The organism is Bacillus sp. FSL W8-0116, assembly GCF_038003825.1.
GTDB lineage: Bacteria > Bacillota > Bacilli > Bacillales > DSM-4216 > Bacillus_O > Bacillus_O smithii.
Genome location: NZ_JBBOPY010000001.1, coordinates 2,433,485 through 2,455,537 on the forward strand (window position 1 = coordinate 2,433,485; position 22,053 = coordinate 2,455,537).

Genomic DNA, 22,053 nt, shown 5'->3' on the forward strand with positions numbered 1-22,053 from the left:
TTCTCCATTTTTGAATAATGTGGCCATCATTTGGAGACCAATAGGGTGAGGGGAGTGAAAGGATGGGACTAATAAAACGGACGTCCAAAAGAGTTTTTATGACCATCTTATTTTTAATCGCACTTATGGCCACTTTTGAAACGATTTCCGGAGTAGATGCGGCTATGATTGGAAATTGGGCTCTTAAACATACGATTTTATCAAAGATGGAAACGAGTGAGCGAAAGCTTGAAGGATTATCCGAAAAAAGGATCGATCAGCTGCTTATGAAACCTGTGCAAGCGAATGCCCAACCGGAGAGAGAGAAGCAGCCCCGTATATTGGAACAAGATGTTGATTGGTCGAAATACCCCCAAAAAACGGTGATTGCGACAGGTTATACAGCCGGAAAAGAATCAACGGGGAAGTCTCCCAGCCATCCCAGTTATGGTATTACATATTCAGGCGTCAAGGTAAAAAGAGATCTTTATTCGACTATTGCCGCTGATACAACGATCTTTCCGATTGGAACGATTTTGTTCATTCCCGGATATGGCTATGGAGTGGTAGCGGATACCGGGAGCGCAATCAAAGGAAATCGGATTGACCTATATTACGAGACAGTTGATGATGTTTATAAAGAGTGGGGAAAGAAAAAACTGGCCGTTTATATTGTCAAAATGGGAAAAGGAACTTTGACAGAAGAAACGCTGGCTTCTTTAAACCAAAATAAAGCTTTGCAAGTATACCGGCAGCAATATATAAAAACCCGCAATGAATAAAAATTTCGAGAGTCAAATAGGATCATCTTTCCATATTGAGCTTGTACAGAAAGAGCGGGATGGAGGGGTTGATCCTTTTGTCTTGTTCTTTTTTTCCAGTAAATAGCAGTTGGAAGTGAACAACTCCAAATATCCATGATCATTACTGGTGGTTTATTTTCTGCCAGGGTTATAATGGTGTTGGAGGTGTTAAAAGATGTTTCAATTTAGTCATGAAAATCCGTTTCAAATAGAATTGCCTTGCTTGATCGTCGGTTTGTTGGATAAACCCCTTAAGTTTGAAGGAGTTCTCGGCGAATTGGATGAGGCGTTTCAAGGTCAGTTGACGGAACTTGTAAAGACCGGGGATCTTTCCGCCAAATATAAAAGCGTGCAACTGATCCATACATTTGGTTTTGTGCCTGCCAAAAGAATCTTATTTGTCGGTTTGGGAAAAGAAAAAGAACTCACGATTCAGAAATTAAAAATGGCTTTTGGAAAAGCCGCCAAATATATAAAAAATACGCCGGTTCAAAAGGCCGCCATTGCGCTTGATACGTTTATAACGGATAAATGGGATGCCGTTCAAGCAGCAGCGGCATTAGGCGAAGCGGTTCCGCTTTCTACATATGAATTCCGTGATTATAAGCAAAAAACCAATCTGCCGGAACCGCGGATTGAGGAAATGACTGTTTACAGCAGCCATACGATCGGAGAAATCGAACAAGCAGCCAAAGCAGGATACATACTTGGAAAAGCGACGAATTCCGCTCGTACGCTCGTCAATATGCCAAGCAACTTGCTGACTCCGTCCTATCTTGCTACGTACGCAAGCCAATTGGCAGAAAAATATGGATTGGAAGTAGAGATTCTTGGGAAAAGCGAAATCGAAAAACTGGGAATGGGCGCTTTTTTGGCCGTCAATCAAGGTTCCAAAGAAGAACCAAAAATGATTACGCTAAAATTTAAAGGAAAAGAAAAGTGGGAAGATGTCATCGGGCTCATCGGAAAAGGCATTACATATGATTCGGGCGGCTACTCGCTCAAAACGAAAAACGGACTTGTCGGCATGAAAACCGATATGGCGGGGGCTGCAGCTGTACTTGGGGCAATGGAGGCGATCGCCGAATGGAAACCTAAACAAAATGTGGTGGCAGTCATTCCGGCTACAGACAATGTCGTGAGCGCGTCGGCATTTCGGCCTGATGATGTGATAACATCCATGAATGGAAAAACGATCGAAGTATTGAATACGGATGCTGAAGGGCGTTTAGTATTGGCGGATGCCGTCACTTATGCGAAACATCATGGCGCCGAATATTTAGTCGATGTGGCCACATTGACAGGCGGAGTAATCGTTGCGCTCGGGACAGATAAAACAGGAGCGGTCACCAATGATGAATGGCTTTTTGAACAAATTTTAGAGGCTTCTTTTGAAGCTGGAGAATATATTTGGCGGCTGCCTTATACGGAAGAAGATAAAAAACGGGTTCGAAATAGCCGAATAGCCGATTTAAATAATTCTCCCGGCAGAGAAGGCCATGCGATCATGGGAGCTGCTTTTATTGGAGAATTCGTGGAAGGAGCTCCTTGGGTGCATTTGGATATTGCCGGAACGGCTGATACCGATAAGGACTACGACTTGGGGCCTGCAGGTGCAACGGGCGTCATGACGAGAACGCTTGCTTTATTTGTCGATCGATTTGATAAAGAGTAAGGATACGGCGTTTGATTTTCGTACCGCTGCTTTTTAAAGCTAAATTTTTGGCGGGCCTATACAAAGATTTCCGTCTTTGCATAAGGATAGGGTAGCATAGGAAAAGGAGGTTACCCTATATGTATTATCCGCATCGCTTTTTTCCGGGGGAACCGTTTATCGGTGGACTGTTGGGCGGCTTGCTAGGAACGGCGATAGCAGCATCATTGTTTAGACCGCCATATCCTTTTTACGGTCCGCGTCCGTTTTATCCATATCCGTATTTTTAAACAAGGAAAGAGGCTGATGAATGGAGCAAAGGAAGCCGCTCTATGAAACATGGATCGGCTTCCTAGTTATCAACAGCCTTTTTGAAAGGGATGGCTATTCTCTTGCATACTAAGCAGGTTCTCTATCAAAAAAATGCAGTGAAAAGTCAAAAACCTATATTATTTCTTCCAACGAAGTTCCAACAGTAATCGGCAGCATTCTTTTTTTTTGATCTTCATCCATGCGGGTAAAGCGAACTAAAAGCCCATCCGGATTAAAATAAATTTCCGGCCGAATTCTAATTCCAATCGATTGAATCATTTGTATCACTTTCGTTGTTTGCGAACGTTGAGCGGCGTCCATCAGCTCTCTTGCAAAGGCACCGTTCGTGGAGACCGTATTCAAAAACAGTTGTGCGTCTCTTAGCAGTTCCAATGATTTTCTGGCGGATTGAGTGAACTGGTTGATCTGGACGACTGGAAATTGTCGGTTGTCGGGAGAAATGTATGTTGGATGATTTGGGCCATAAGGAATAGAATTTGGATCGTTATGAGGCGGGAAAGGAGGCTTAAACAGTTTTAAATAACTTATAAAAAGTTATAAAATTTTTATTTACTTTATAATTTTTTCATGCTATATTTAATTTAAGGAGGAATATAGCATGAGATATTATAGCATTCATGAATTTTCCAAATTAATCAATCGAACGCCACAAACTTTAAGAAATTGGGACAAAAGTGGAAAATTAAAACCACATCATACTGGCTCAAACGGCTATAGATATTATTCTCACGATCAACTTAAAGAGGTACTTGGTATTAAAGAAACTAGTCAAAAAGTGGTTGGTTATTGCAGAGTTTCTTCTAATAAACAAAAAGATGATTTGCAAAGACAAGTTGAAAATATGAAAAAATATTTAGAATCGTTAAATGTTGAATATGAAATCATTCAAGACATTGGTAGTGGGATTAATTACAAGAAAAAAGGTTTGCGTCAACTAATCAAAATGATAAATAACAAAGAAGTAGATAAAATAGTAGTATTCCATAAAGATAGGCTTCTTAGATTTGGTTTTGAATTGGTTGAGTATATGGCAAACCTTAATGGGTGTGAGATTGAAGTTTTAGATAGCACTGAAAAAACAGATGAACAAGAACTTGTAGAAGATTTAATACAGATTGTTACAGTATTTAGTTGTAGATTACAAGGAAAACGTGCTAATAAAACTAGAAAGTTAGTAGATGAATTAATTGAGGAAAATGAGGAGTTGCTAAATGATAAAGTCAATAAAAGGGATGTTGAAACCAAATAATAAGCAAAAAACTAGATTATTTCTATATGCGAATACAGCTAGATTTGCTTAACCCGTGGTGCTAGTTGAGTGTCAGCGCTCAACCAGCCCTAGTGTGACCAAGGAATAAGCCAACAAGATGCCATCGAGTGCCACTTCAAACCCGGCCATGGAATTCGCTCGAATGTCGGTGATCCGGTATTGGTCTACGAGAATCGAAAACACCGTCTCGATGACTTTGCGTTTTTTCCTGATCCATTCTTCCCATGCCTTGGATGGGCCGTGCTTTTGATTGTGTCGAGACGGTGTCCAGAACGCGGCTTGGTGTTCTTCGTACAGCTTTTCTCGAAGAGCGTGGCTGATGTACCCTTTGTCCCCAAAGTTGTAGGGATGAGGGATTTGAGTCATCACCGTTTCAGCGGCTTTGACGTCGTGGCAGGACGCTTCCGTCACGACATAGCCCATGGCCAGCCCTTGATTGGTCACTTGAAGATGCAGCTTGAAACCGTAGTACCATTGCTTTTTGGAAGCACAATACCCCATATCCGCGATCCCTCGAAACCGCTTGACGCGCTGCATTCTTGCGGGATGGCACAACGGAAGAGGCAAGCTGTCGACGACCGCATAAGCATGGTGTTGGCCACGTTTCGCCAGCTCATGACGGATCCATTTGATGGCGAAACCAAGCGCCCGGCAGCGGCGGTTGTATCGGGAGCGTTCAAGAAACGAGCCGTTTGTGAACAAATTTCCCGTGACAAAACGATGCCAGGCTCGTTCGGAAGAAAAGCCCAGCAGCTTCCCCAAAAGGTGAACCGCCATGACCACTTCGTCTTCTTGCTTGACCAAGTGACGGTTGCGGCGATGAAGATACATTTGAATCAACGACAGTTGGGCAGAAACAAAACAGAAAATAGCGGCATATTGTTTTTGAAGTTTGGCTGGATCTGTAGTAAAATGAAAGTGCTCTTGCATGGGGGATCTCTCCTTTCGAATGTTGGGTGACACTTTCATTCTACTGGAGATCCGCCAGCAAGGGCTATTTTTATGCTTGTCTGAGTTTTATCTAGCACCACGGGTTTGCTTATAATTGGACAATTGCAAAGCAACAAGAAAATTATCAAAATGGTGGTAAATTCATCAATGATTCAACTTTGAGAAAACAGTTTACTCAAATGAAAAATCTTGATGAATTTAATTGGCTGAATAATGTAAGTAATAATGTAACGAAACAAGCTATTAAAGATGCTTGTGATGCTTACAAACGATTTTTTAAAGGACTATCAAAATATCCAAAATTTAAAAGGAAAAAGAAATCTATACCTAGTTTTTATCAGGATAATGTGAAAATCAAATTCACAAAAACACATGTTAAAGTAGAGGGATTTGCTTCAAGTAAAAAGTCGAATAAACAAAAGATAAATTGGATTCGATTAGCAGAAAAAGGACGTATTCCATTTGGTGAAAATGTTAAGTATATGAATCCTCGATTTACATTTGATGGTTTGAATTGGTGGGTATCTGTTGGAATAGAAACAGATAGTGATTATTCTCCTTCAAAAACAGAAGGGATAGGTATTGACTTAGGAATAAAAGATTTAGCTGTTTGTTCTGATGGTAAAGTTTATGGAAATATTAATAAAACAAAAAGAATTAGGCAATTAGAAAAGAAAAAGCGCAGGTTGCAACGTAAAATTTCAAGAAAATATGAAAAAGGAAGGGAGGGAAACCGTTACAGGAAAACCAACAACATTATAAAAAGTGAAAAGCAACTTTTAAAAGTTTCACGAAGACTAACGAATATTCGTCATAACTACATACATCAAATCACTTCTGAAATCGTAAACAGAAAACCAATGTTTATTGTTTTAGAAGATTTGAATGTAAAAGGTATGATGAAAAATAAACATTTAGCTGAATCTGTTCAACAACAGTGTTTCCATGAATTTAGAAGACAAATTGAATACAAGTCAAATTGGAATAATATTCGCTTCATTTTGGCGGATAGATGGTTTCCAAGTTCTAAGTTGTGTTCTTGTTGCGGAAAAGTTAAAAAAGACTTGAAGTTATCCGATAGAACTTTTGAATGCGAATGTGGAAATATTGTTGATCGAGATTATCAAGCGTCTATAAATCTTAAAAAATATGGTGAAAATGTTTTAGAATCTGCATCTTAACAATGCAAGTTAATGCAGACATGTACCGATTCGTTAGTCGGGAATTTACGACTTTGGAGTGTTACACCAAATGCAAGTAGCGATCTGTTTAATAGATAGACGTGAAAGCAGACACGATGAAGAAGTAATGAAACATAAAAGTTGTAGGAAATTATAACTTTTTATAAGTTTTCTGTAACGGTGATTATGATAAAATAAGAGAAAATATTTAAAAAACAACGTATTTTCTAAAAAATAAAAAACGGGGGATAGTTAATGGAAGGAAATTATGAACAAGGGTTGATAGCCAGTCTTGGCATGAAAATAATCGAAATGAAAAAAGGGAAAGTGGTCATGACCATGCCTGTAGATGACCGCACTCGGCAGCCAATGGGATTTCTTCATGGAGGGGCTTCCGTTGCATTGGCTGAAACCGCTGCAAGCTTAGGAACAGCACAACTCATTGATCCGGAAACACAAATCTGCTTTGGACTTGAAATAAACGCTAATCATATCCGTTCTAAAACAGAGGGAATGGTGACAGCCCGTGCAGAAGCAGTACATATTGGAAGGTCAACATGTGTTTGGGAGATCCGGATCGTCGACGAAAACGACCGTCTTATTTGTTTATCGAGATGTACGGTTGCCATTGTCAATAAACGATGATACATAAGAAAGCAAAGTAAACGTAGACCGTTTATTGTACAGGGCTTTTTAGAAACTCTCAAGAATGGCAGGCAGTTGGGAGATGGAGAAAAGATTTTTGGACGATTGAAAATGGAGAAAAGGGATATTTTGACTGCCATTCTATAAATAAACGAAAAATCAATGTTTTTCTATAAAGCTCTTGTAAATGTAGAAAGGCTCTTGCATAATGAAAGTTGATTCGAGAAAAACAGGAGCGACTGATCATGAAAAATACTTATTTAACAGGTTATTTTCCTTTTTTGACCATTTTATTATTCAGCTTGTCACTGGCGATTTATGTGGAAGATACCATCATCAATTTTTTGAAACAGATTGGCATTTATCAAGGAATGCTGGGAATCATTTCGGAAACAGAATTGAAGCTGGCTGTCATGATTGGACTGATCGCAGTGTTTTTCATGGTGCTGTCGGCTTTAAAAGTAGTCGCTGAAACCATCAATGAACTTTCTTTGCTCTTTTTTTCCACGGATACAGACGGAGACATTTTAAAAAACGTCCGAAATGGTTCACTTATTTTTTTGGCCGGCGGGTTGGTTTCGTTGTGCAGTTATGCATCCATCATTGGGATTATCACCATATTTCTTTTAACCGTTTTAATCTATTTTATTTATTTTGTTTATAAAATCAGCCCTTCGTTGACAACATCGTTTAAACTCGTCGGTTTTATTTGCTTCCAAATTGTCGTTTGGGGCTTTATTACGTCCGCTCTGCTCTATATGATTCTGAAAATCTATAACACTGCGATGGCCGGATTGCCTATTTAAATCAAAAATGAGAAATGACGAAAAAAGGTCAGTTCCTTCCGATCCCATTCGGGTGACGGAGGAGCTGACCTTTTTTGCTTCAATGATTTTTCTGTTTCAAAAACGAAGAATATTGGATTATTGCATGATCTTCCGCCAAATGAGCAGCTGTGGCCCGTAATGTTCCAATGATTCGATGCTTGACGGTGTATCCCTTCCTACCCAGACACCTGCTGTATATTGATCCGTCAGCCCGACAAACCAGAAGTCGTGGTAATTGTTGGTCGTTCCGGTTTTCCCTCCCACATAAGAGCGGGCGATTTTCGCTTTTTTACCAGTACCGTTTTTTACGACTTCTGCCATTAATTCCCGGACTTTATATACGGTATCCGACGACCAAATTTTGACAGGTTCATCTTTCCACTGATATAAAACGTGTCCTTTTAAATCCGTCACCTTTTGGATGGCTCTAGGCTTTTTATAGCTGCCATCAATAAATGAGGTGTAGGCGGATGTCATTTCCAGCGGAGTCATCCCGTAAGTAAAGCCTCCGATGGCTGCTGACGGATTCTCGTCCCTTTCTGATACTTTTTCAAAACCAAATTTGTTCAAATAGGAAAAAGAGTTTTTGATCCCGGTTTGCATGAAAATCCGGACGGCAGGAGTATTATACGAATTCGCAAACGCTTTTTTCAGAGTGACGTATCCATATTCTTTTTTGCTGTAGTTTGTCGGACAGTAATTGCCGATGCAGACGTTGTTGGCATTGACAAGACTGGATAAAGAAACATGGAAACGATCGATATACGGCCCGTAGTCGAGCAGCGGTTTAATCGATGATCCCGGCTGCCGGTAAGCAAGGTATGCCCGGTTGAAATCCGTATGGTGAAAATCTTTTCCTCCCACTAATGCGATTATGTTTCGATGTTGATTGTCGATGACCGCAGCAGCACCTTCCACATTGGTATAAGACAAAACGGAAGAAACAGCGTGTTCCGCTTTTTGCTGTATGATTGGATTTAAAGAGGTATAAATCATAATTCCGGATGATAGCACTTTATTTAAGCGGTTTTCCAACTGTTTTTCGATTTGTTCTTTTTCCTTAGGATTTGCATTGGCCAGTTTTTCTTTATACCCTTCTTTTTCCGCAATCAGTTCTTTCAATTCTTCTTGAACATAAGTGGAATAATTGGGAAATTCATCTATTCGCTTTTTCAATTTTAATGTAATGGGTTCTTTTTTGGCTGCTTCAGCTTCTTCAGCTGTAAGAAAGCCGTTTTTCTTCATTAAATCAATCAATCGTTCCTGTCGTTTTTTCGTATTCGCAAAGTGAGTAAGAGGATTATATAAGCTTGGATTATTAGGTATCGCCGCCAGAAAAGCCATCTGTGCTTTCGTTAAATCCTTTACGCTTTTTTGAAAGTAAAACTGGGAAGCGGCTTCCACCCCGTATACTCCGTTTTGAAAATAAATGGTATTTAAATAAAGATTGAGAATTTGATCTTTCGTTAATTTTTTTTCCAGTTCATAGGCATAAAACACTTCGGATAATTTTCGACTAAACGTTTTGTTGTAATTCAAGTATAAGTTTCGGGCCAGCTGCTGGGTGATGGTGCTTCCGCCTTGCTCGATTTGATGAGAATGAGAATTGACGATCATCGCCCTCAATACGGCGAAAGCGTCTATGCCGCCATGTTCGTAAAATTGCCGGTCCTCAGACTGCAAAAATAATTCCTTCATGAAATCGGGAATGTCTTTGTTGCTCACGACAATTCGATAAGGATTGCGAATTTCCAGAAACTACGGCCGTTCTGGTCCAAAAATTTGCTTTCTTGAGAAAGATCCACCGAATGTATCGGAATCTTCTTTTCTACAACTTTGTCAAAACTTTCGACATGCTGCGCTTCCTGATTGGCAAAATAAAAAAAGTAAATCGCAAGCGCCATCAGAACGGCAGTGAAGAAGTAGCCAAAAATGGTTTTCATCAATGCAGACCCGCCTTTTCATTCGTACTTTTTCGAGTAAAATGTCAATGTTCTTTACTCCACCAATGATAATAGAAAGAAAGCTAAGAATAAAGTAGCAGGAAGAATTTTTGCCTTCTAATAGGATTCCTTTTTGAAATCTTTTATTCTTCCATTTTAAAAAGACAACGGTTTTTTGAATGACGAGCATCCTGATATAATAGCTTAAATAATGCAGGAAAGTGTTGTACGATCAGGGCAATTGGAAGAAGGGAGAACAGTGCTTTTTGAAAAAGCCCCTTTTTCTAATATAGGAATGGAATGAGAAGGAAAAATTCCTTTTTATCCAAATATAGTAATAACCCGTGGTGCTAGATAAAACTCAGACAAGCATAAAAATAGCCCTTGCTGGCGGATCTCCAGTAGAATGAAAGTGTCACCCAACATTCGAAAGGAGAGATCCCCCATGCAAGAGCACTTTCATTTTACTACAGATCCAGCCAAACTTCAAAAACAATATGCCGCTATTTTCTGTTTTGTTTCTGCCCAACTGTCGTTGATTCAAATGTATCTTCATCGCCGCAACCGTCACTTGGTCAAGCAAGAAGACGAAGTGGTCATGGCGGTTCACCTTTTGGGGAAGCTGCTGGGCTTTTCTTCCGAACGAGCCTGGCATCGTTTTGTCACGGGAAATTTGTTCACAAACGGCTCGTTTCTTGAACGCTCCCGATACAACCGCCGCTGCCGGGCGCTTGGTTTCGCCATCAAATGGATCCGTCATGAGCTGGCGAAACGTGGCCAACACCATGCTTATGCGGTCGTCGACAGCTTGCCTCTTCCGTTGTGCCATCCCGCAAGAATGCAGCGCGTCAAGCGGTTTCGAGGGATCGCGGATATGGGGTATTGTGCTTCCAAAAAGCAATGGTACTACGGTTTCAAGCTGCATCTTCAAGTGACCAATCAAGGGCTGGCCATGGGCTATGTCGTGACGGAAGCGTCCTGCCACGACGTCAAAGCCGCTGAAACGGTGATGACTCAAATCCCTCATCCCTACAACTTTGGGGACAAAGGGTACATCAGCCACGCTCTTCGAGAAAAGCTGTACGAAGAACACCAAGCCGCGTTCTGGACACCGTCTCGACACAATCAAAAGCACGGCCCATCCAAGGCATGGGAAGAATGGATCAGGAAAAAACGCAAAGTCATCGAGACGGTGTTTTCGATTCTCGTAGACCAATACCGGATCACCGACATTCGAGCGAATTCCATGGCCGGGTTTGAAGTGGCACTCGATGGCATCTTGTTGGCTTATTCCTTGGTCACACTAGGGCTGGTTGAGCGCTGACACTCAACTAGCACCACGGGTAGTAATAATCCCTGCTTCTAATAAGTGCTAAGAAGCAATCACAGATTTCGTCTCACGAATATAAACTCGCTGTAAGGATAGACAAAGTGAGTAGATCCACTAATAAAAGAAAACGGGCACCTTCTTCAAGGAAATTTGCCTATTTTACGTAAACAGCTATTAGAATCCCATTCATTGACATTCAAAAAAATAAAAATTTTTTCACAGAATCGATGTTATTTATTAGTATAATAGATGCGGGAGGAAAGAACTGAATTTGATTTTTTGGAGGCATTATGAAGACAATTCTTTCTTTAGTCATTCCGGTCATCGTATTTTCTTGTTTGTTTTATATGATTCCTTTATCCATGAGTAAACGCCATAAACGTTATATGGTGATAGCAAGTATTTTTTGTTTCTTGATTGCCAAGGTAGCGTTCATGATTTTTCCGTATGGAATCGCCGCGGCGATCACACTCTTATTTATTTTATGCTTAACCATTCTCTTGTACCCAAGAGAACAGTGGTTTGAAGACAATCCAGGAATGAATCAGGCTGAAAATTTAGAGCCAAAGTTTGACTACGATGATTTGAGAGAAAAAGCAGCGATGGCAGAAAATATAGACATACCTATCCAACCAAATGCTGGATTTGAAGAAGGTCGTCCAAATTTTTTACGTGATGAAATAACGGCTCCCCCAATGGAAACGGAATATGATGTTTCAACGATTACGGCTTTAAATGAGGATGAAAGCATGCAAGAAATGTATCAAAAACGGTTTGAAGCATTTGAAGAGGAAGCAAATCCCTCGCAACAAAATGAGTCTTCATTTGAAGACATACTGGCTCGGCGCACAAATAAAACGGATGAAAAAGGTGATCCGTCATGAACAGAACAAACATGGTTCGATTTTTCGCTATTTTACTAATTTCGACCGTTGTTCTAATGGCTCTTTCCAAAATCACTACTTTGGCGGTTTCTTCCTTTTCAAAAAAAGAGCCTGTTTTTTCAGAAGGTACTTATATTGGTCCAATGAATATCGCCTCTTTGAATAAAGAAGAAGCAGAATCGAAAATAACAGAAAAAGTGTTGGATTGGCAAAAAAAATCGCAAGTAACGTTTTCTTTTTTTAATAAAACGATTCCCATTCCGATGAGTGTTGTACATTTTAAGATCCATGCCTCTCTTGATGCCAGTCTAGATGGTGCAAGAAATGTATTGTATACAGAAGTGGATGAACAACCCCTTAAAACGATTTTATTCAATCGATTGGAAAACCCTGAATTAGTCAATTTAGTGGATTTAGAGAAGTTGAAGCAGCTATTGAAGGAAAAAGCTAGTCGTCTAGATTCTTCACAGCAAACAGAAGATTTAGTTCAGTATTTGAAAACGTCCCATAATAAACCGGAAATCATCGCCTCAAAAAGGATCGTCGTCAATGATCCAGCTGACATAGAGGACTGGATGGCGACCAACTCCACCATGACGCTTAAACCAAAGAAAATCTTTTCATTGAATGATTACATCCAAAATCTGGACAATAGAGACGTTTCCTTTTTCATCCATTGTGCTTCTGCCATCTATCAATTAGCGCTGCCAACGAATTTACAAATCGTTGAAAGACATATTAGTGATAATTTGCCAGAGGGGATAGAATTAGGTTATGAGGCAAGGGTGGACGGTTCCAAAGCTGATTTAAAAATTTATAATCCCAATCATACAGCGTTTGTCATCAAAAGTGAGAAAATATCGAATCACGTATTGAAGCTCAGTTTAATCGGCCCAACCGATCCTTTTACTTACAAATTGGTGAAGAAAAACGTAAAAGCGTATGCACCGAGAAAAATCATACAATACCGCCCGTTAGCAGAAAAAGCGGTCAATCGAAATGGCAAATTCGGGTATTCGGTGGAACTTTATAAAGAAGTGGCATTGGATCATATGGTATTCTATGAATCTCTTGTATCCAAAGATTTTTATTTGCCGACCCCAAAAATCGTCGTGAAAAACTTGGAACAACCGGAAAGTACAACAACGACAGATAGCACATCTAGCACAGAGAATGGTACAACAGGACATTCGTCATACAACGGAACCGACAATACTTCACAAAATACATCAACAGGGAATACATCGAATAACCAATTTCAAACCGATAATAATAGCAGTTCACCCAATAACAGATCATATACACAGAATCCATCTTCTTCACAAAATACGAATAAGAGCAATGTCAATTCAGCCAATCATAATCAATAAAAGAAGAGGCCAAAAAACCATCCATTTGGACGATGAACAGTCTAATGGATGGTTTTTCATTATTTATAGATGACATCTCCTTCTTCAACCGTCACAATTTTATTATCGCTACTGCCATCATTTTGAGAGTCTACTGGTTGGTTTAGAACATAGATTGTCCCTTCTGGTTGATTGTCGCAACTACTTTTATTGTAATTGACGTCAGCGTTTGTCCTGATATTTTCTGCTTTTCCATGTACACAAACTTTTCCGCCGAACGGCCAGTCTGAGACCGTTAAAAACCTATCAGAATATAGGTTGCCATTCACAGTCAGAGTAGAGCCAGGACCAATTGTTGCACTTGACAAATACATGCTTCCATCTACTTCCATTTTTGAATACCAAAATAGTTGAAGATATTTTACATATAAGTTTGAGGAAAATAATAACCTAGAATTGGATGCGTATAATTCGTTCACGCTTGCATTTCCCCCAACGGTTACGCTTGAATTCAGGGAAGCGTTTATCTCATTTTGAGCATACATAGCGTTTCCAATCTGTAAATTTCCTGTAAATAATAAAACATCGTCATTAAACAATGCGCTATTCCTCATTTTCAACTTCAAATTTAGAGGTATATAAAGATCATTTTGAAATATTGCATCATGAGATACATCAATATTTCTTAACAAAAAGCTGTAAAATGGGAAGTTATAATTTCCTATATAATGAGATTGTAAGTTGATATTATAATTAATTCTAAAGCTCTCGTTGCCGAAATTCAAAAAACTCGGATCTTTCAGTACGTCAAAATCGCTTATATTCGTAAAAATTTTTTTGGATCCTGAATTGTCGTTGGAACGAAAAGTGACAGTATAAGTCTTTTGCAAATCTTTTTTTTGTTTACCGTCATAAAGGCCGTAGCTATCAACGGTTATCGTGATGACGCTATCGTTATTCTTCTTAACAGTGGCTGTATGGACATTGAGTTGATAGGCGACGTGGTCATTAAGAGAAATTGGATTCGTTGGTGTGCTATTTTGTACTTCATTTTGAAGCTCATCTGTTGAATGAAACTCTTTTTTATCCATGATTTGGTCAAACATCTTTTCAAATAATGTCATCCCCATTTCAGCTGCATGTTTTGTTTGCATATTTTCTTCAGATAGAGTGGCTTGTTTCGCTGATTGAATGATAAACGGAAAAAGAGTGATCACAAAGATCATCGTTAATGTAAGAACGAGCAAGACAATGATGAGCACTTGACCATCGTTTTTCTTAATCAAAGGTGGGCCCTCCTAATGAATACGTTCAAGCGTTGTTTCCACTTTCACTTGTTGATTGGAATGATTTCGATCTTGGACATGCAAAAGAATAGGAATCGGTGCTGCTGTTTGCAAAGTGATGGAACCTCCTGGCTGAAGTTCATTAGAATTTATGGTGATTTCATAATGATTTTGATCGTATGTGTATGTGTGATCGTTCGCTGCAATGGTTAATTTTTGGCTATCGCTGCTAAGACTAATCGTCATTTCATCTTGTTTTTCGCTCAGTTGATTTAAGTTGGATAAAATGATATTGGCCTCTTGTTGAAGCCTCGCTTGCGCCATATTGTTTTTATAAATGTTTATGGCTGAAAACAATGCTGCGAAAGCAATCGCAATCACGATGCTGCTCAGCGTAATGGCTGCCAACAATTCAATTAATGTGACCCCTTTTTGATCATTCCATTGTTTTCTTTTCATGACGATGCCTCTTTCAAATAAACAAATGTTTTCGCAAGGATTTTTTGGCTGTTTGTTTCGATAACAGAGATTTGAACGGGAAGCAACTGCGCTTGATCGGCCTCTGCCGTTCTTTTCATCACGGTTGCCTTGACTTCAAAGGGAGATTGATTGAGATTGTAGGCGCTGATATCCACTTCATCCCCTTCTTTCGCATTTTTTGGAACTGTTGCTTGATTGGAACGCAATGTAGAAACAGCTTTTTTGGCTAGATGAATGGCCTGTAATTTTTCACGATTTGACGTATTATAGGCAGTAGATTGAACGTAAACGCCAAACAGGCAAGTAAAAATAATTAATAATAATGTCGTTGCCGCCAGCACCTCAATTAAAGTAAATCCTTGTTCATCGTTTTGTCGACATTGAAACATTTGCCACATTCCTTTTCGCAATATGGTATTAAAAGTTCTCATTCTATTTTATAATGAATGGGAAAAAACTACTATAATTGTTTGAAAGTAGGGTTTTGAAATGGAACGAAAACGACTGGGCGATTTATTATTGGAAGCGGGAGTTATTACAGAAGAACAATTACAAGAAGCACTCAAAAAGAAGAAAAGTAGACAAAAATTGGGCGATGTACTCGTTAGTTTAGGCTATTTAAACGAACAGCAATTAATCGAAGTATTGGAGTTCCAGCTGGGGATTCCGCACGTAAAATTGCCGTCCATCCCCATTGATACCACTCTTTTGAAATTCATTCCAAAAGAATTTGCTTTGAAAAATTTAGTCTTTCCAATTGAGAAAAAAGACCGTGAACTGACAGTGGCGATGTATGATCCATTAGACTTTTACACGATTGATGATTTAACGCTGTCCACTGGACTGCAAATTCGACCCGTGATTGCCACGAGAGAAGATATTATTTCATCGATTTATAAATATTACAATGGAAAGGATCAGTTGAATGAAACCGCTGCGGCGAGCACCAATGTATCAGAGGCAGCGGAGGAGTCCGTCGTTGCTTTAGTCAATGACATTCTGGAAGCAGGCATTCAATTAAAAGCGAGCGATATTCATATCGATGTGCAAGAATCGAAATTGATCGTTCGTTTCAGGATCGATGGCCTATTAAGGACGGAAAGGATTTTATCCAAATCCGTTCATTCTGCCTTAATCGCAAGGGTGAAAATATTGGGCAATATGGACATTACGGAGAACCGACTGCCGCAAGACGGAAGAATGAAACTCTCTAAGTACAAAACGATCGATATGCGCATTTCCATTTTGCCAACCATTTATGGAGAAAAAGTGGTGATTCGTTTACTGGATTTGCAAAATATTCGAAAAGATATTTCAGAGGTCGGCTTTAATAAAGTCAACTTGCAACGATTTCAAAAGTTGATTGAAAAACCGTCTGGACTTGTGATTATTACGGGACCGACCGGTTCAGGAAAAACATCGACATTATATGCGGCTTTAAACCACTTAAACACGGAAGAAGTGAACATTGTCACGATCGAAGATCCGGTTGAGTACGAATTGGAAGGCATTAATCAAGTGCAGGTCAATCCATCGATCGGTCTTGATTTTTCAACAGGATTGCGCGCGATTTTAAGGCAGGATCCGAATATTATCATGGTGGGGGAAATGCGGGATAAAGAGACGGTCGAAATTGCTATACGTTCTGCGTTAACGGGACATCTTGTTTTCAGCACGATGCACACGAACAGTTCCATCGCCACCATCCCGCGTCTGAATGATATGGGTGTGGAATCCTATTTAGTCGTCTCCGCTTTACAAGGAGTTTTATCCCAAAGACTTGTCCGTAAAATTTGTCCGGATTGCCGCGAAGCTTATGAACCTAGTGAAATGGAAAAAGAGCTCTTTCAAAAGCGCGGACTTCAAATTGACAAGCTTTTTTACGGCAAAGGCTGCATCCATTGTCGCCAAACGGGCTATAAGGGTCGGCTGGCTATTCACGAATTGTTCATCTTAGATGACGAGATTAGACAATTGCTTTATAACCAAAAGAGCATGCAAGAAGTGGAGAAAGCTTGCTTGAAAAAAGGGATGCTCTTCTTGCTGGATGACGGTCTGTTAAAAGCGAAATCAGGTCTGACGACTGTTCGTGAAGTTTTGCAAGCAACCATGAGCTGATGAAAAGCAACATGGCAGGAAAGGGGAAGGAACTTGAAACAACAACTGGAAAATTTATTAAGATCTGCTTTCGAGCTAGGTGCTTCCGATATTCATTTAACCGTTGGGGTTCCGCCTGTTATGAGAATCAACGGCGAACTCAAAAAACACGGTGCGACAACTCTCAAACCGGAGGATACGGAAAATATGGCCAAAGCGATTATTCCGGATTCGATGTGGGAAAAGTTTAAAAAACAAGGAGAGTTGGATTTTTCTTATGGAATTCCGGGGGTATCCCGTTTTCGTGTCAACGCTTACCATCAACGTTCCTGTGTCGGTTTAGCCGTTCGCGTCATTCCCAGAGACATTCCGACATTTGAAGAGCTGAGACTTCCGGCTGTGTTTCGCGATTTTGCCTTATTGCCTCAAGGACTGGTACTGGTGACCGGTCCAACCGGAAGCGGTAAATCGACTACTTTGGCGGCCATGATTGATGAGATGAACCGTACGGTCAAAAAACATATTATCACGTTGGAAGATCCGATCGAATATTTGCATAAACACGGGACATGCATGATTAATCAAAGAGAGGTCGGCTTTGATACCGGATCTTTTGCCAACGCATTGCGAGCTTGTCTCCGCCAAGATCCCGATGTGATATTGGTAGGAGAAATGCGCGATCTTGAAACGATTTCGACTGCGATCACCGCAGCTGAAACGGGCCATTTAGTATTGGCCACGTTGCATACGACCGATGCGCCGACGACGATCGATCGAATCATTGACGTTTTTCCGCCGGGCCAACAAGGACAAGTGAGAATTCAACTGGCTTCAGAGCTGAAAGCCATTATTTCTCAGCGCTTATTTCGAAATCAAAAAAGCAATGGAAGAATTGCCGCCTTTGAAATTTTAATTAATAATCCGGCTGTACGTAATTTAATTCGCAATGAGAAAGTTCATCAGATAAGAAGTGTAATGCAGACAAGCAGACATATCGGCATGCAGACGATGCAAATGTCTGTTCAATCTTTGCTGAATCAAAATCTCATTTCATTGGAAGATGCCAAACCTTATATGACAGATGGTGGTTATTGATGGCAGTTTTTCAGTACAGCGGCCGTAATCGCAAAGGGGAAAAAGTGAAAGGAACGGTAAAAGCAGATACTCGCAGCAAAGCGGTGCAAAAGTTGAAAGAAAAGGGCATTGCCGTTGCCGCACTGGAAGAGATGACCGGTCTGCTTTACCGTGAAGTCAACATTCTCCCCAAAAAGGTGAAATACAAAGATTTAGTGATTTATATTCGGCAATTTGCAACGCTCATAAAAGCCGGAATCAGCGTTGTGGAAGCGACGAAAATATTATCCGAACAAACAGATAATCGTCTGTTGAAAGATACGCTTGTCGAAGTCGAAGAAGAAATTCGTTCGGGGATCGCTTATTCTGAGGCTGCCCGAAAATTTCCGAATATTTTCCCGTCCATTTATATAAATATGGTAAAAGCCGGAGAAGTCGGCGGACAGTTGGATGAAATTTTGGACCGGCTGGCGACTTATTTCGAAAAACAATACGAAATCAGGCAAAAAGTGAAATCGGCCATGGTGTATCCGCTGGTGATTCTTTTCGTTGCTATTATGGTAGTCTTTTTTATGTTTATTTATGTTGTGCCCATGTTTGAAGAAATGTTTGCTTCTCTTGGTGCCAATCTGCCGTTGATAACTAGATTGATGCTTATGATCAGTCACGTTTTAACGTCTTACGGTTGGCTTATTGTATTGATTGTGATGGCGTGCTCGCTTTTATTCTGGCTATGGATGCGTTCACCGAGAGGCAATTATTTGCTTGATTATATGAAACTTAAAATTCCCGTATTCGGCAAAATTATTCAAAAATCGGCGCTTGCTCGGATGGCGAGAACATTAAGTTCATTGTTTTCCGCTTCAGTCCCGATTCTTGATTCATTAACCATTGTTGAACGTATAGTGGACAATCAAGTCATCGTCAATGTGCTCAACAAATCGAAAGAATCATTGGAAGAAGGAAAATCAATGGCTGAGCCGATGATTGGACATTGGGCTTTTCCGCCTTTTGTTACAAGAATGATTATTTTAGGGGAAAGCTCCGGGACATTAGAATATATGCTGGAAAAAGTGGCGGATTTTTATGAGTCTGAAGTTGAACAAGCAACCGAACAAGTGAAAACCTTAATCGAGCCAATGCTCATCGTTTTTTTGGCAGTCGCAGTTGGCGTCATCATTTTATCCATTTACGTACCTATTTTTCGTATTTATCAAGGCTTTTAGAGGAGTTGATAGAGTTCTTCATAGAGATCCGATTAAAAGAAAATTCATACTTTTATCTTAAAAAAGTTTAGTGACTTTCTACCTAAAAAACGTATAATAGAGTTGTAGAATTTGGAGTGATGAAGAGTCATTTGTATTTGGGCACTTGAATGACTTGGAGCGAGTAGTGCAACCTCCCATTTTCGATTTTCCTAATAAAAATGGTATTTGAGAGGAGTTGGGGCGATCGTTTGAACACGAAATGATGGCTCAAGTTTCTAGTTTTTCATTCAGAAAAAGAAGAATTATTAGGAAAGAGGGAGTGCTATGAAAAAGTTACAAAATGTCATTAAGAATCAAAAAGGTATGACGCTGATTGAATTATTAGCTGTTGTTGTCATTCTTGCCATTATCGCAGCGGTGGCTGTACCAAGCGTCGGGAAAATCATCAATAACAGCAGAGACGATTCAAATCGATCTAATGCCTTGTTAATTATTAATGCTGCTAAATTGGCCATTGCGGATGATGAAAACAGTACAGTATCGTTGAAAATAAAAAGTGCAAATGGCGCCACTCTTCAAGAGTTAGTGGATGCCGGCTATTTAGATGCGATTCCAAAAGATCCATATAATAAATCGCAAGCCTATGCTAGTGGTAGTTATGTAAAAAAGGATAATACAGGATACTCCGTTCGATTAGTAACTAGTAAAGGTACTTTTACAGGAACTGAAAGTGAGATCAACTCGGGCAAATTCACATCCGATTAATAAGGAATGACAATTTCTAGTTAATAAGGAATGACAATTTCTAGGTCTGGGGTCTGGATCATATCCAGACCTGATCCTTATTTTCACTTGCCTTCCTGAATTGATGATTCCTATTCTATGACACAATGTGGAGAAAACGGTATCTCTCTCTTAAGTGATGATCGTTTTAGCAATGATCATGGCGTTTTTTCACTTAAGTGAGTATTTGCTATCACAAGGAATGAGAGGATCGAGAATGAATGCTTTTTGGACTGTTTATTTTGCCGTAATAGGTCTTGTGTTCGGTTCGTTTTTTAATGTTGTGGGGCTTCGCGTGCCAAACCATGAATCGATCATTTTTCCAAGCTCACATTGTCCTCATTGCCATCATAAACTGCGCTGGTTTGAAAATATCCCTTTGTTTTCATTTTTCTTTCTTAAGGGCAAGTGTCGGTCGTGCAAAAGAAAAATCTCATGGATCTATCCCATTTTTGAAGCCATCACGGGTGTGCTATTTGCTTTTTCCTTTTATCAATTTGGATGGAGCATGGAGCTAGTCATTGCTTGTTTGTTTTCATCCTTGCTTGTGATCATTACCGTTGCGGATTTAGCCTATATGGTGATTCCTGATAAGATTTTGCTGCCGTTTATGATTCTTTTTATTGTCATTCGATTCCTTTCGCCAACCGTACCGTGGTGGAGTTCATGGGCGGGTGCTGCGATTGGATTTGGGCTTCTTTTTCTCATCGCGGTTGTGACGAATGGGGCAATGGGCGGAGGAGATATTAAGCTGTACTTTGTCATTGGTTTGATTTTAGGATTGGAAAAGACTCTATTATCTTTTTTTCTAGCTTGCTTATTCGGATCCTTATTTGGATTGGTTCTCCTATTGAAAGGGAAATTTAAAAAAGGGAAACCGGTTCCTTTTGGCCCGTTTATTGCTGCTGGTGCCATTCTTGCCTTTTTTTATGGACAAGATATGATGGATTTCTACATAAAAACCATGTGGAGTTAAGGAGATCAGGAAATGAAGTCCTATACATATGGCAAACGAAAGAAATTACAAATGATCATAACGGATGATTATTTGCGTTTACTGGTGACAAAAAAAAATACCATTCTCTCATTCAATCAAAAAGCGTTGCCTGACGGATTGATATCGGGTGGAATGATTGAGGATGAAGATAGCTTGCTTTTAATGATTGAGGAACAATTAAGTGAATATGGCGCCAAAAAGCTGCCTACATTTCTTTGTATTCCGGATGGCCACACTTTTTTGCGAAAAGTTGCCATTCCTGAAGATGTTCCGAGTGATGAATTGAAAGGATATCTTTATATGGCGGCCAATGATTCCATTCCGCTTCCTTTTGAAGATCCGATTATTGAAACGGTAGAATGGCAAGATGAGAGTGAAAATGGCCGAGAAGCATTGATGATTGCAGCGCGGGAGGCGATTGTGAACCAGTATGTCGGTTTATTGGAAAAACTAAAATTAAAGCCGAGAGTTATGGATTTATCGCTTTTATCGTTGTATCGTCTGTATTACCATTTGAATCGGGTTCGTCCGGATGACCGTATTTTATTGCTGCAAATCCATTATTCGTATATTCAAGTATCGATTTTTGAACAACATCAGCCGATTTATGTTCACTATGTAAACTTGCCTGCAAATAGAGAAGCGTATATCAACCGCTCACATATGGATTATGAATATTATATGCCGGAAGGAATTGAAGATTTGCTCGGTGAATATATTCGCACGATCGTTCAGGAAATAAGCCGATTGCAAAACTTTTACGAATTCACCATCATGCAAGGGGAAAAGCGATTGAATAAAATTGTCGTAGCGGGGGACCATCCTTATTTACAAACCATTTCCGAAGTTTTGCAAGAGCAAATTGAAATGGAGATCGATGATGCATTGACTGTGCCGTTATTTCAAAATAAAGAAAATATCAATATTCCGCCTGCTTTTTCTGACTGTATTGGACTAGCCCTCCACCCTGCAGAATGAG

Annotated in this window: 20 protein-coding genes, 2 pseudogenes and 1 riboswitch; of the genes and pseudogenes, 16 read left to right on the forward strand and 6 right to left on the reverse strand. The window is 39.8% G+C overall.

Features of this window, described 5'->3' with window-relative positions:
* Positions 1–62 precede the first annotated feature (62 nt).
* The 3 genes from N1I86_RS11605 to N1I86_RS11615 all read left to right on the forward strand — a co-directional run bounded on the left by N1I86_RS11605 (position 63) and on the right by N1I86_RS11615 (position 2,726).
* Complete coding sequence (locus N1I86_RS11605; RefSeq protein ID WP_003353569.1) at positions 63–761, forward strand: 3D domain-containing protein; 699 nt, start codon at positions 63–65, stop codon at positions 759–761.
* Between the two features lie 196 nt (positions 762–957).
* On the forward strand, positions 958–2,457 hold the full coding sequence (locus tag N1I86_RS11610) for a leucyl aminopeptidase (RefSeq protein ID WP_341096436.1): 1,500 nt from the start codon (positions 958–960) through the stop codon (positions 2,455–2,457).
* 119 nt (positions 2,458–2,576) lie between these two features.
* A complete protein-coding gene (locus N1I86_RS11615) occupies positions 2,577–2,726 on the forward strand; it encodes a hypothetical protein (RefSeq protein ID WP_003353567.1) in 150 nt (49 codons plus the stop codon).
* Between the two features lie 154 nt (positions 2,727–2,880).
* On the opposite strand, the gene N1I86_RS11620 is transcribed toward N1I86_RS11615, so the two are convergent.
* Positions 2,881–3,111 (reverse strand): hypothetical protein, encoded by a 231-nt coding sequence (locus N1I86_RS11620; protein ID WP_341096438.1) that lies wholly within the window; start codon positions 3,109–3,111, stop codon positions 2,881–2,883.
* A 256-nt stretch (positions 3,112–3,367) separates the two neighbouring features.
* Here N1I86_RS11620 and N1I86_RS11625 point away from each other — a divergent pair, with 256 nt between their 5' ends.
* Positions 3,368–4,018: an IS607 family transposase gene (locus tag N1I86_RS11625; RefSeq protein ID WP_003353566.1), complete on the forward strand. Its 651-nt coding sequence runs from the start codon at positions 3,368–3,370 to the stop codon at positions 4,016–4,018.
* 72 nt (positions 4,019–4,090) lie between these two features.
* Here the strand turns inward: N1I86_RS11625 and N1I86_RS11630 are convergent, their stop codons facing one another.
* Positions 4,091–4,969, reverse strand: a complete 879-nt coding sequence (locus N1I86_RS11630) for an IS982-like element ISGsp1 family transposase (protein WP_004439648.1) — start codon at positions 4,967–4,969, stop codon at positions 4,091–4,093.
* Positions 4,970–5,085: 116 nt separating this feature from the next.
* Between N1I86_RS11630 and N1I86_RS11635 the strand changes: the two are divergent.
* From N1I86_RS11635 to N1I86_RS11645, 3 genes and pseudogenes are all read left to right on the forward strand, one after another.
* Positions 5,086–6,171, forward strand: a pseudogene (locus N1I86_RS11635) (RNA-guided endonuclease InsQ/TnpB family protein); the annotation flags it as partial.
* Between the two features lie 255 nt (positions 6,172–6,426).
* On the forward strand, positions 6,427–6,816 hold the full coding sequence (locus N1I86_RS11640) for a hotdog fold thioesterase (protein WP_003354330.1): 390 nt from the start codon (positions 6,427–6,429) through the stop codon (positions 6,814–6,816).
* Between the two features lie 245 nt (positions 6,817–7,061).
* Positions 7,062–7,622 carry a YufK family protein gene (locus N1I86_RS11645; protein WP_003354329.1) on the forward strand — a complete coding sequence of 187 codons (561 nt, stop codon included), beginning with the start codon at positions 7,062–7,064 and terminating at the stop codon, positions 7,620–7,622.
* 117 nt (positions 7,623–7,739) lie between these two features.
* On the opposite strand, the pseudogene N1I86_RS11650 reads toward N1I86_RS11645, so the two are convergent.
* Positions 7,740–9,586: pseudogene (locus N1I86_RS11650) on the reverse strand (transglycosylase domain-containing protein).
* A 445-nt stretch (positions 9,587–10,031) separates the two neighbouring features.
* Here N1I86_RS11650 and N1I86_RS11660 point away from each other — a divergent pair.
* From N1I86_RS11660 to N1I86_RS11670, 3 genes are all read left to right on the forward strand, one after another.
* A complete protein-coding gene (locus tag N1I86_RS11660) occupies positions 10,032–10,910 on the forward strand; it encodes an IS982-like element ISGsp1 family transposase (RefSeq protein WP_004439648.1) in 879 nt (292 codons plus the stop codon).
* A 296-nt stretch (positions 10,911–11,206) separates the two neighbouring features.
* Positions 11,207–11,800: a hypothetical protein gene (locus N1I86_RS11665; RefSeq protein ID WP_341096447.1), complete on the forward strand. Its 594-nt coding sequence runs from the start codon at positions 11,207–11,209 to the stop codon at positions 11,798–11,800.
* A complete protein-coding gene (locus tag N1I86_RS11670; RefSeq protein ID WP_341096449.1) occupies positions 11,797–13,170 on the forward strand; it encodes a hypothetical protein in 1,374 nt (457 codons plus the stop codon). The genes N1I86_RS11665 and N1I86_RS11670 overlap by 4 nt, the downstream gene beginning before the upstream one ends.
* A gap of 59 nt (positions 13,171–13,229) precedes the next feature.
* Here N1I86_RS11670 and N1I86_RS11675 read toward each other — a convergent pair whose 3' ends face one another.
* The 3 genes from N1I86_RS11675 to N1I86_RS11685 are packed head-to-tail and all read right to left on the reverse strand — an operon-like array spanning position 13,230 to position 15,304.
* Positions 13,230–14,435 (reverse strand): hypothetical protein, encoded by a 1,206-nt coding sequence (locus N1I86_RS11675; RefSeq protein ID WP_341096451.1) that lies wholly within the window; start codon positions 14,433–14,435, stop codon positions 13,230–13,232.
* Positions 14,436–14,447: 12 nt separating this feature from the next.
* Positions 14,448–14,894 (reverse strand): PilW family protein, encoded by a 447-nt coding sequence (locus N1I86_RS11680; protein ID WP_341096453.1) that lies wholly within the window; start codon positions 14,892–14,894, stop codon positions 14,448–14,450.
* A complete protein-coding gene (locus tag N1I86_RS11685) occupies positions 14,891–15,304 on the reverse strand; it encodes a type IV pilus modification PilV family protein (RefSeq protein ID WP_341096455.1) in 414 nt (137 codons plus the stop codon). The genes N1I86_RS11680 and N1I86_RS11685 overlap by 4 nt, the downstream gene beginning before the upstream one ends.
* A gap of 100 nt (positions 15,305–15,404) precedes the next feature.
* On the opposite strand from N1I86_RS11685, the gene N1I86_RS11690 reads away from it, so the two are divergent.
* The 6 genes from N1I86_RS11690 (at position 15,405) to pilM (ending at position 22,052) form a co-directional block, all read left to right on the forward strand.
* Positions 15,405–17,033, forward strand: a complete 1,629-nt coding sequence (locus N1I86_RS11690) for a GspE/PulE family protein (protein WP_341096457.1) — start codon at positions 15,405–15,407, stop codon at positions 17,031–17,033.
* A 33-nt stretch (positions 17,034–17,066) separates the two neighbouring features.
* Positions 17,067–18,107 (forward strand): type IV pilus twitching motility protein PilT, encoded by a 1,041-nt coding sequence (locus tag N1I86_RS11695; RefSeq protein WP_341096459.1) that lies wholly within the window; start codon positions 17,067–17,069, stop codon positions 18,105–18,107.
* Positions 18,107–19,312 carry a type II secretion system F family protein gene (locus N1I86_RS11700; RefSeq protein ID WP_341096462.1) on the forward strand — a complete coding sequence of 402 codons (1,206 nt, stop codon included), beginning with the start codon at positions 18,107–18,109 and terminating at the stop codon, positions 19,310–19,312. The genes N1I86_RS11695 and N1I86_RS11700 overlap by 1 nt, the downstream gene beginning before the upstream one ends.
* Positions 19,313–19,416: 104 nt before the next feature.
* A riboswitch (cyclic di-GMP riboswitch) is annotated at positions 19,417–19,499 on the forward strand.
* Between the two features lie 119 nt (positions 19,500–19,618).
* Entirely contained in the window at positions 19,619–20,059 is a 441-nt protein-coding gene (locus N1I86_RS11705; RefSeq protein ID WP_341096464.1) for a competence type IV pilus major pilin ComGC, read from the forward strand.
* Positions 20,060–20,294: 235 nt separating this feature from the next.
* A complete protein-coding gene (locus tag N1I86_RS11710; protein ID WP_341096466.1) occupies positions 20,295–21,053 on the forward strand; it encodes a prepilin peptidase in 759 nt (252 codons plus the stop codon).
* A gap of 12 nt (positions 21,054–21,065) precedes the next feature.
* Positions 21,066–22,052, forward strand: coding sequence for a type IV pilus biogenesis protein PilM (gene pilM / locus N1I86_RS11715; protein WP_341096468.1), 987 nt, complete (start codon positions 21,066–21,068; stop codon positions 22,050–22,052).
* The last annotated feature ends 1 nt before the right edge of the window (position 22,053 follow it).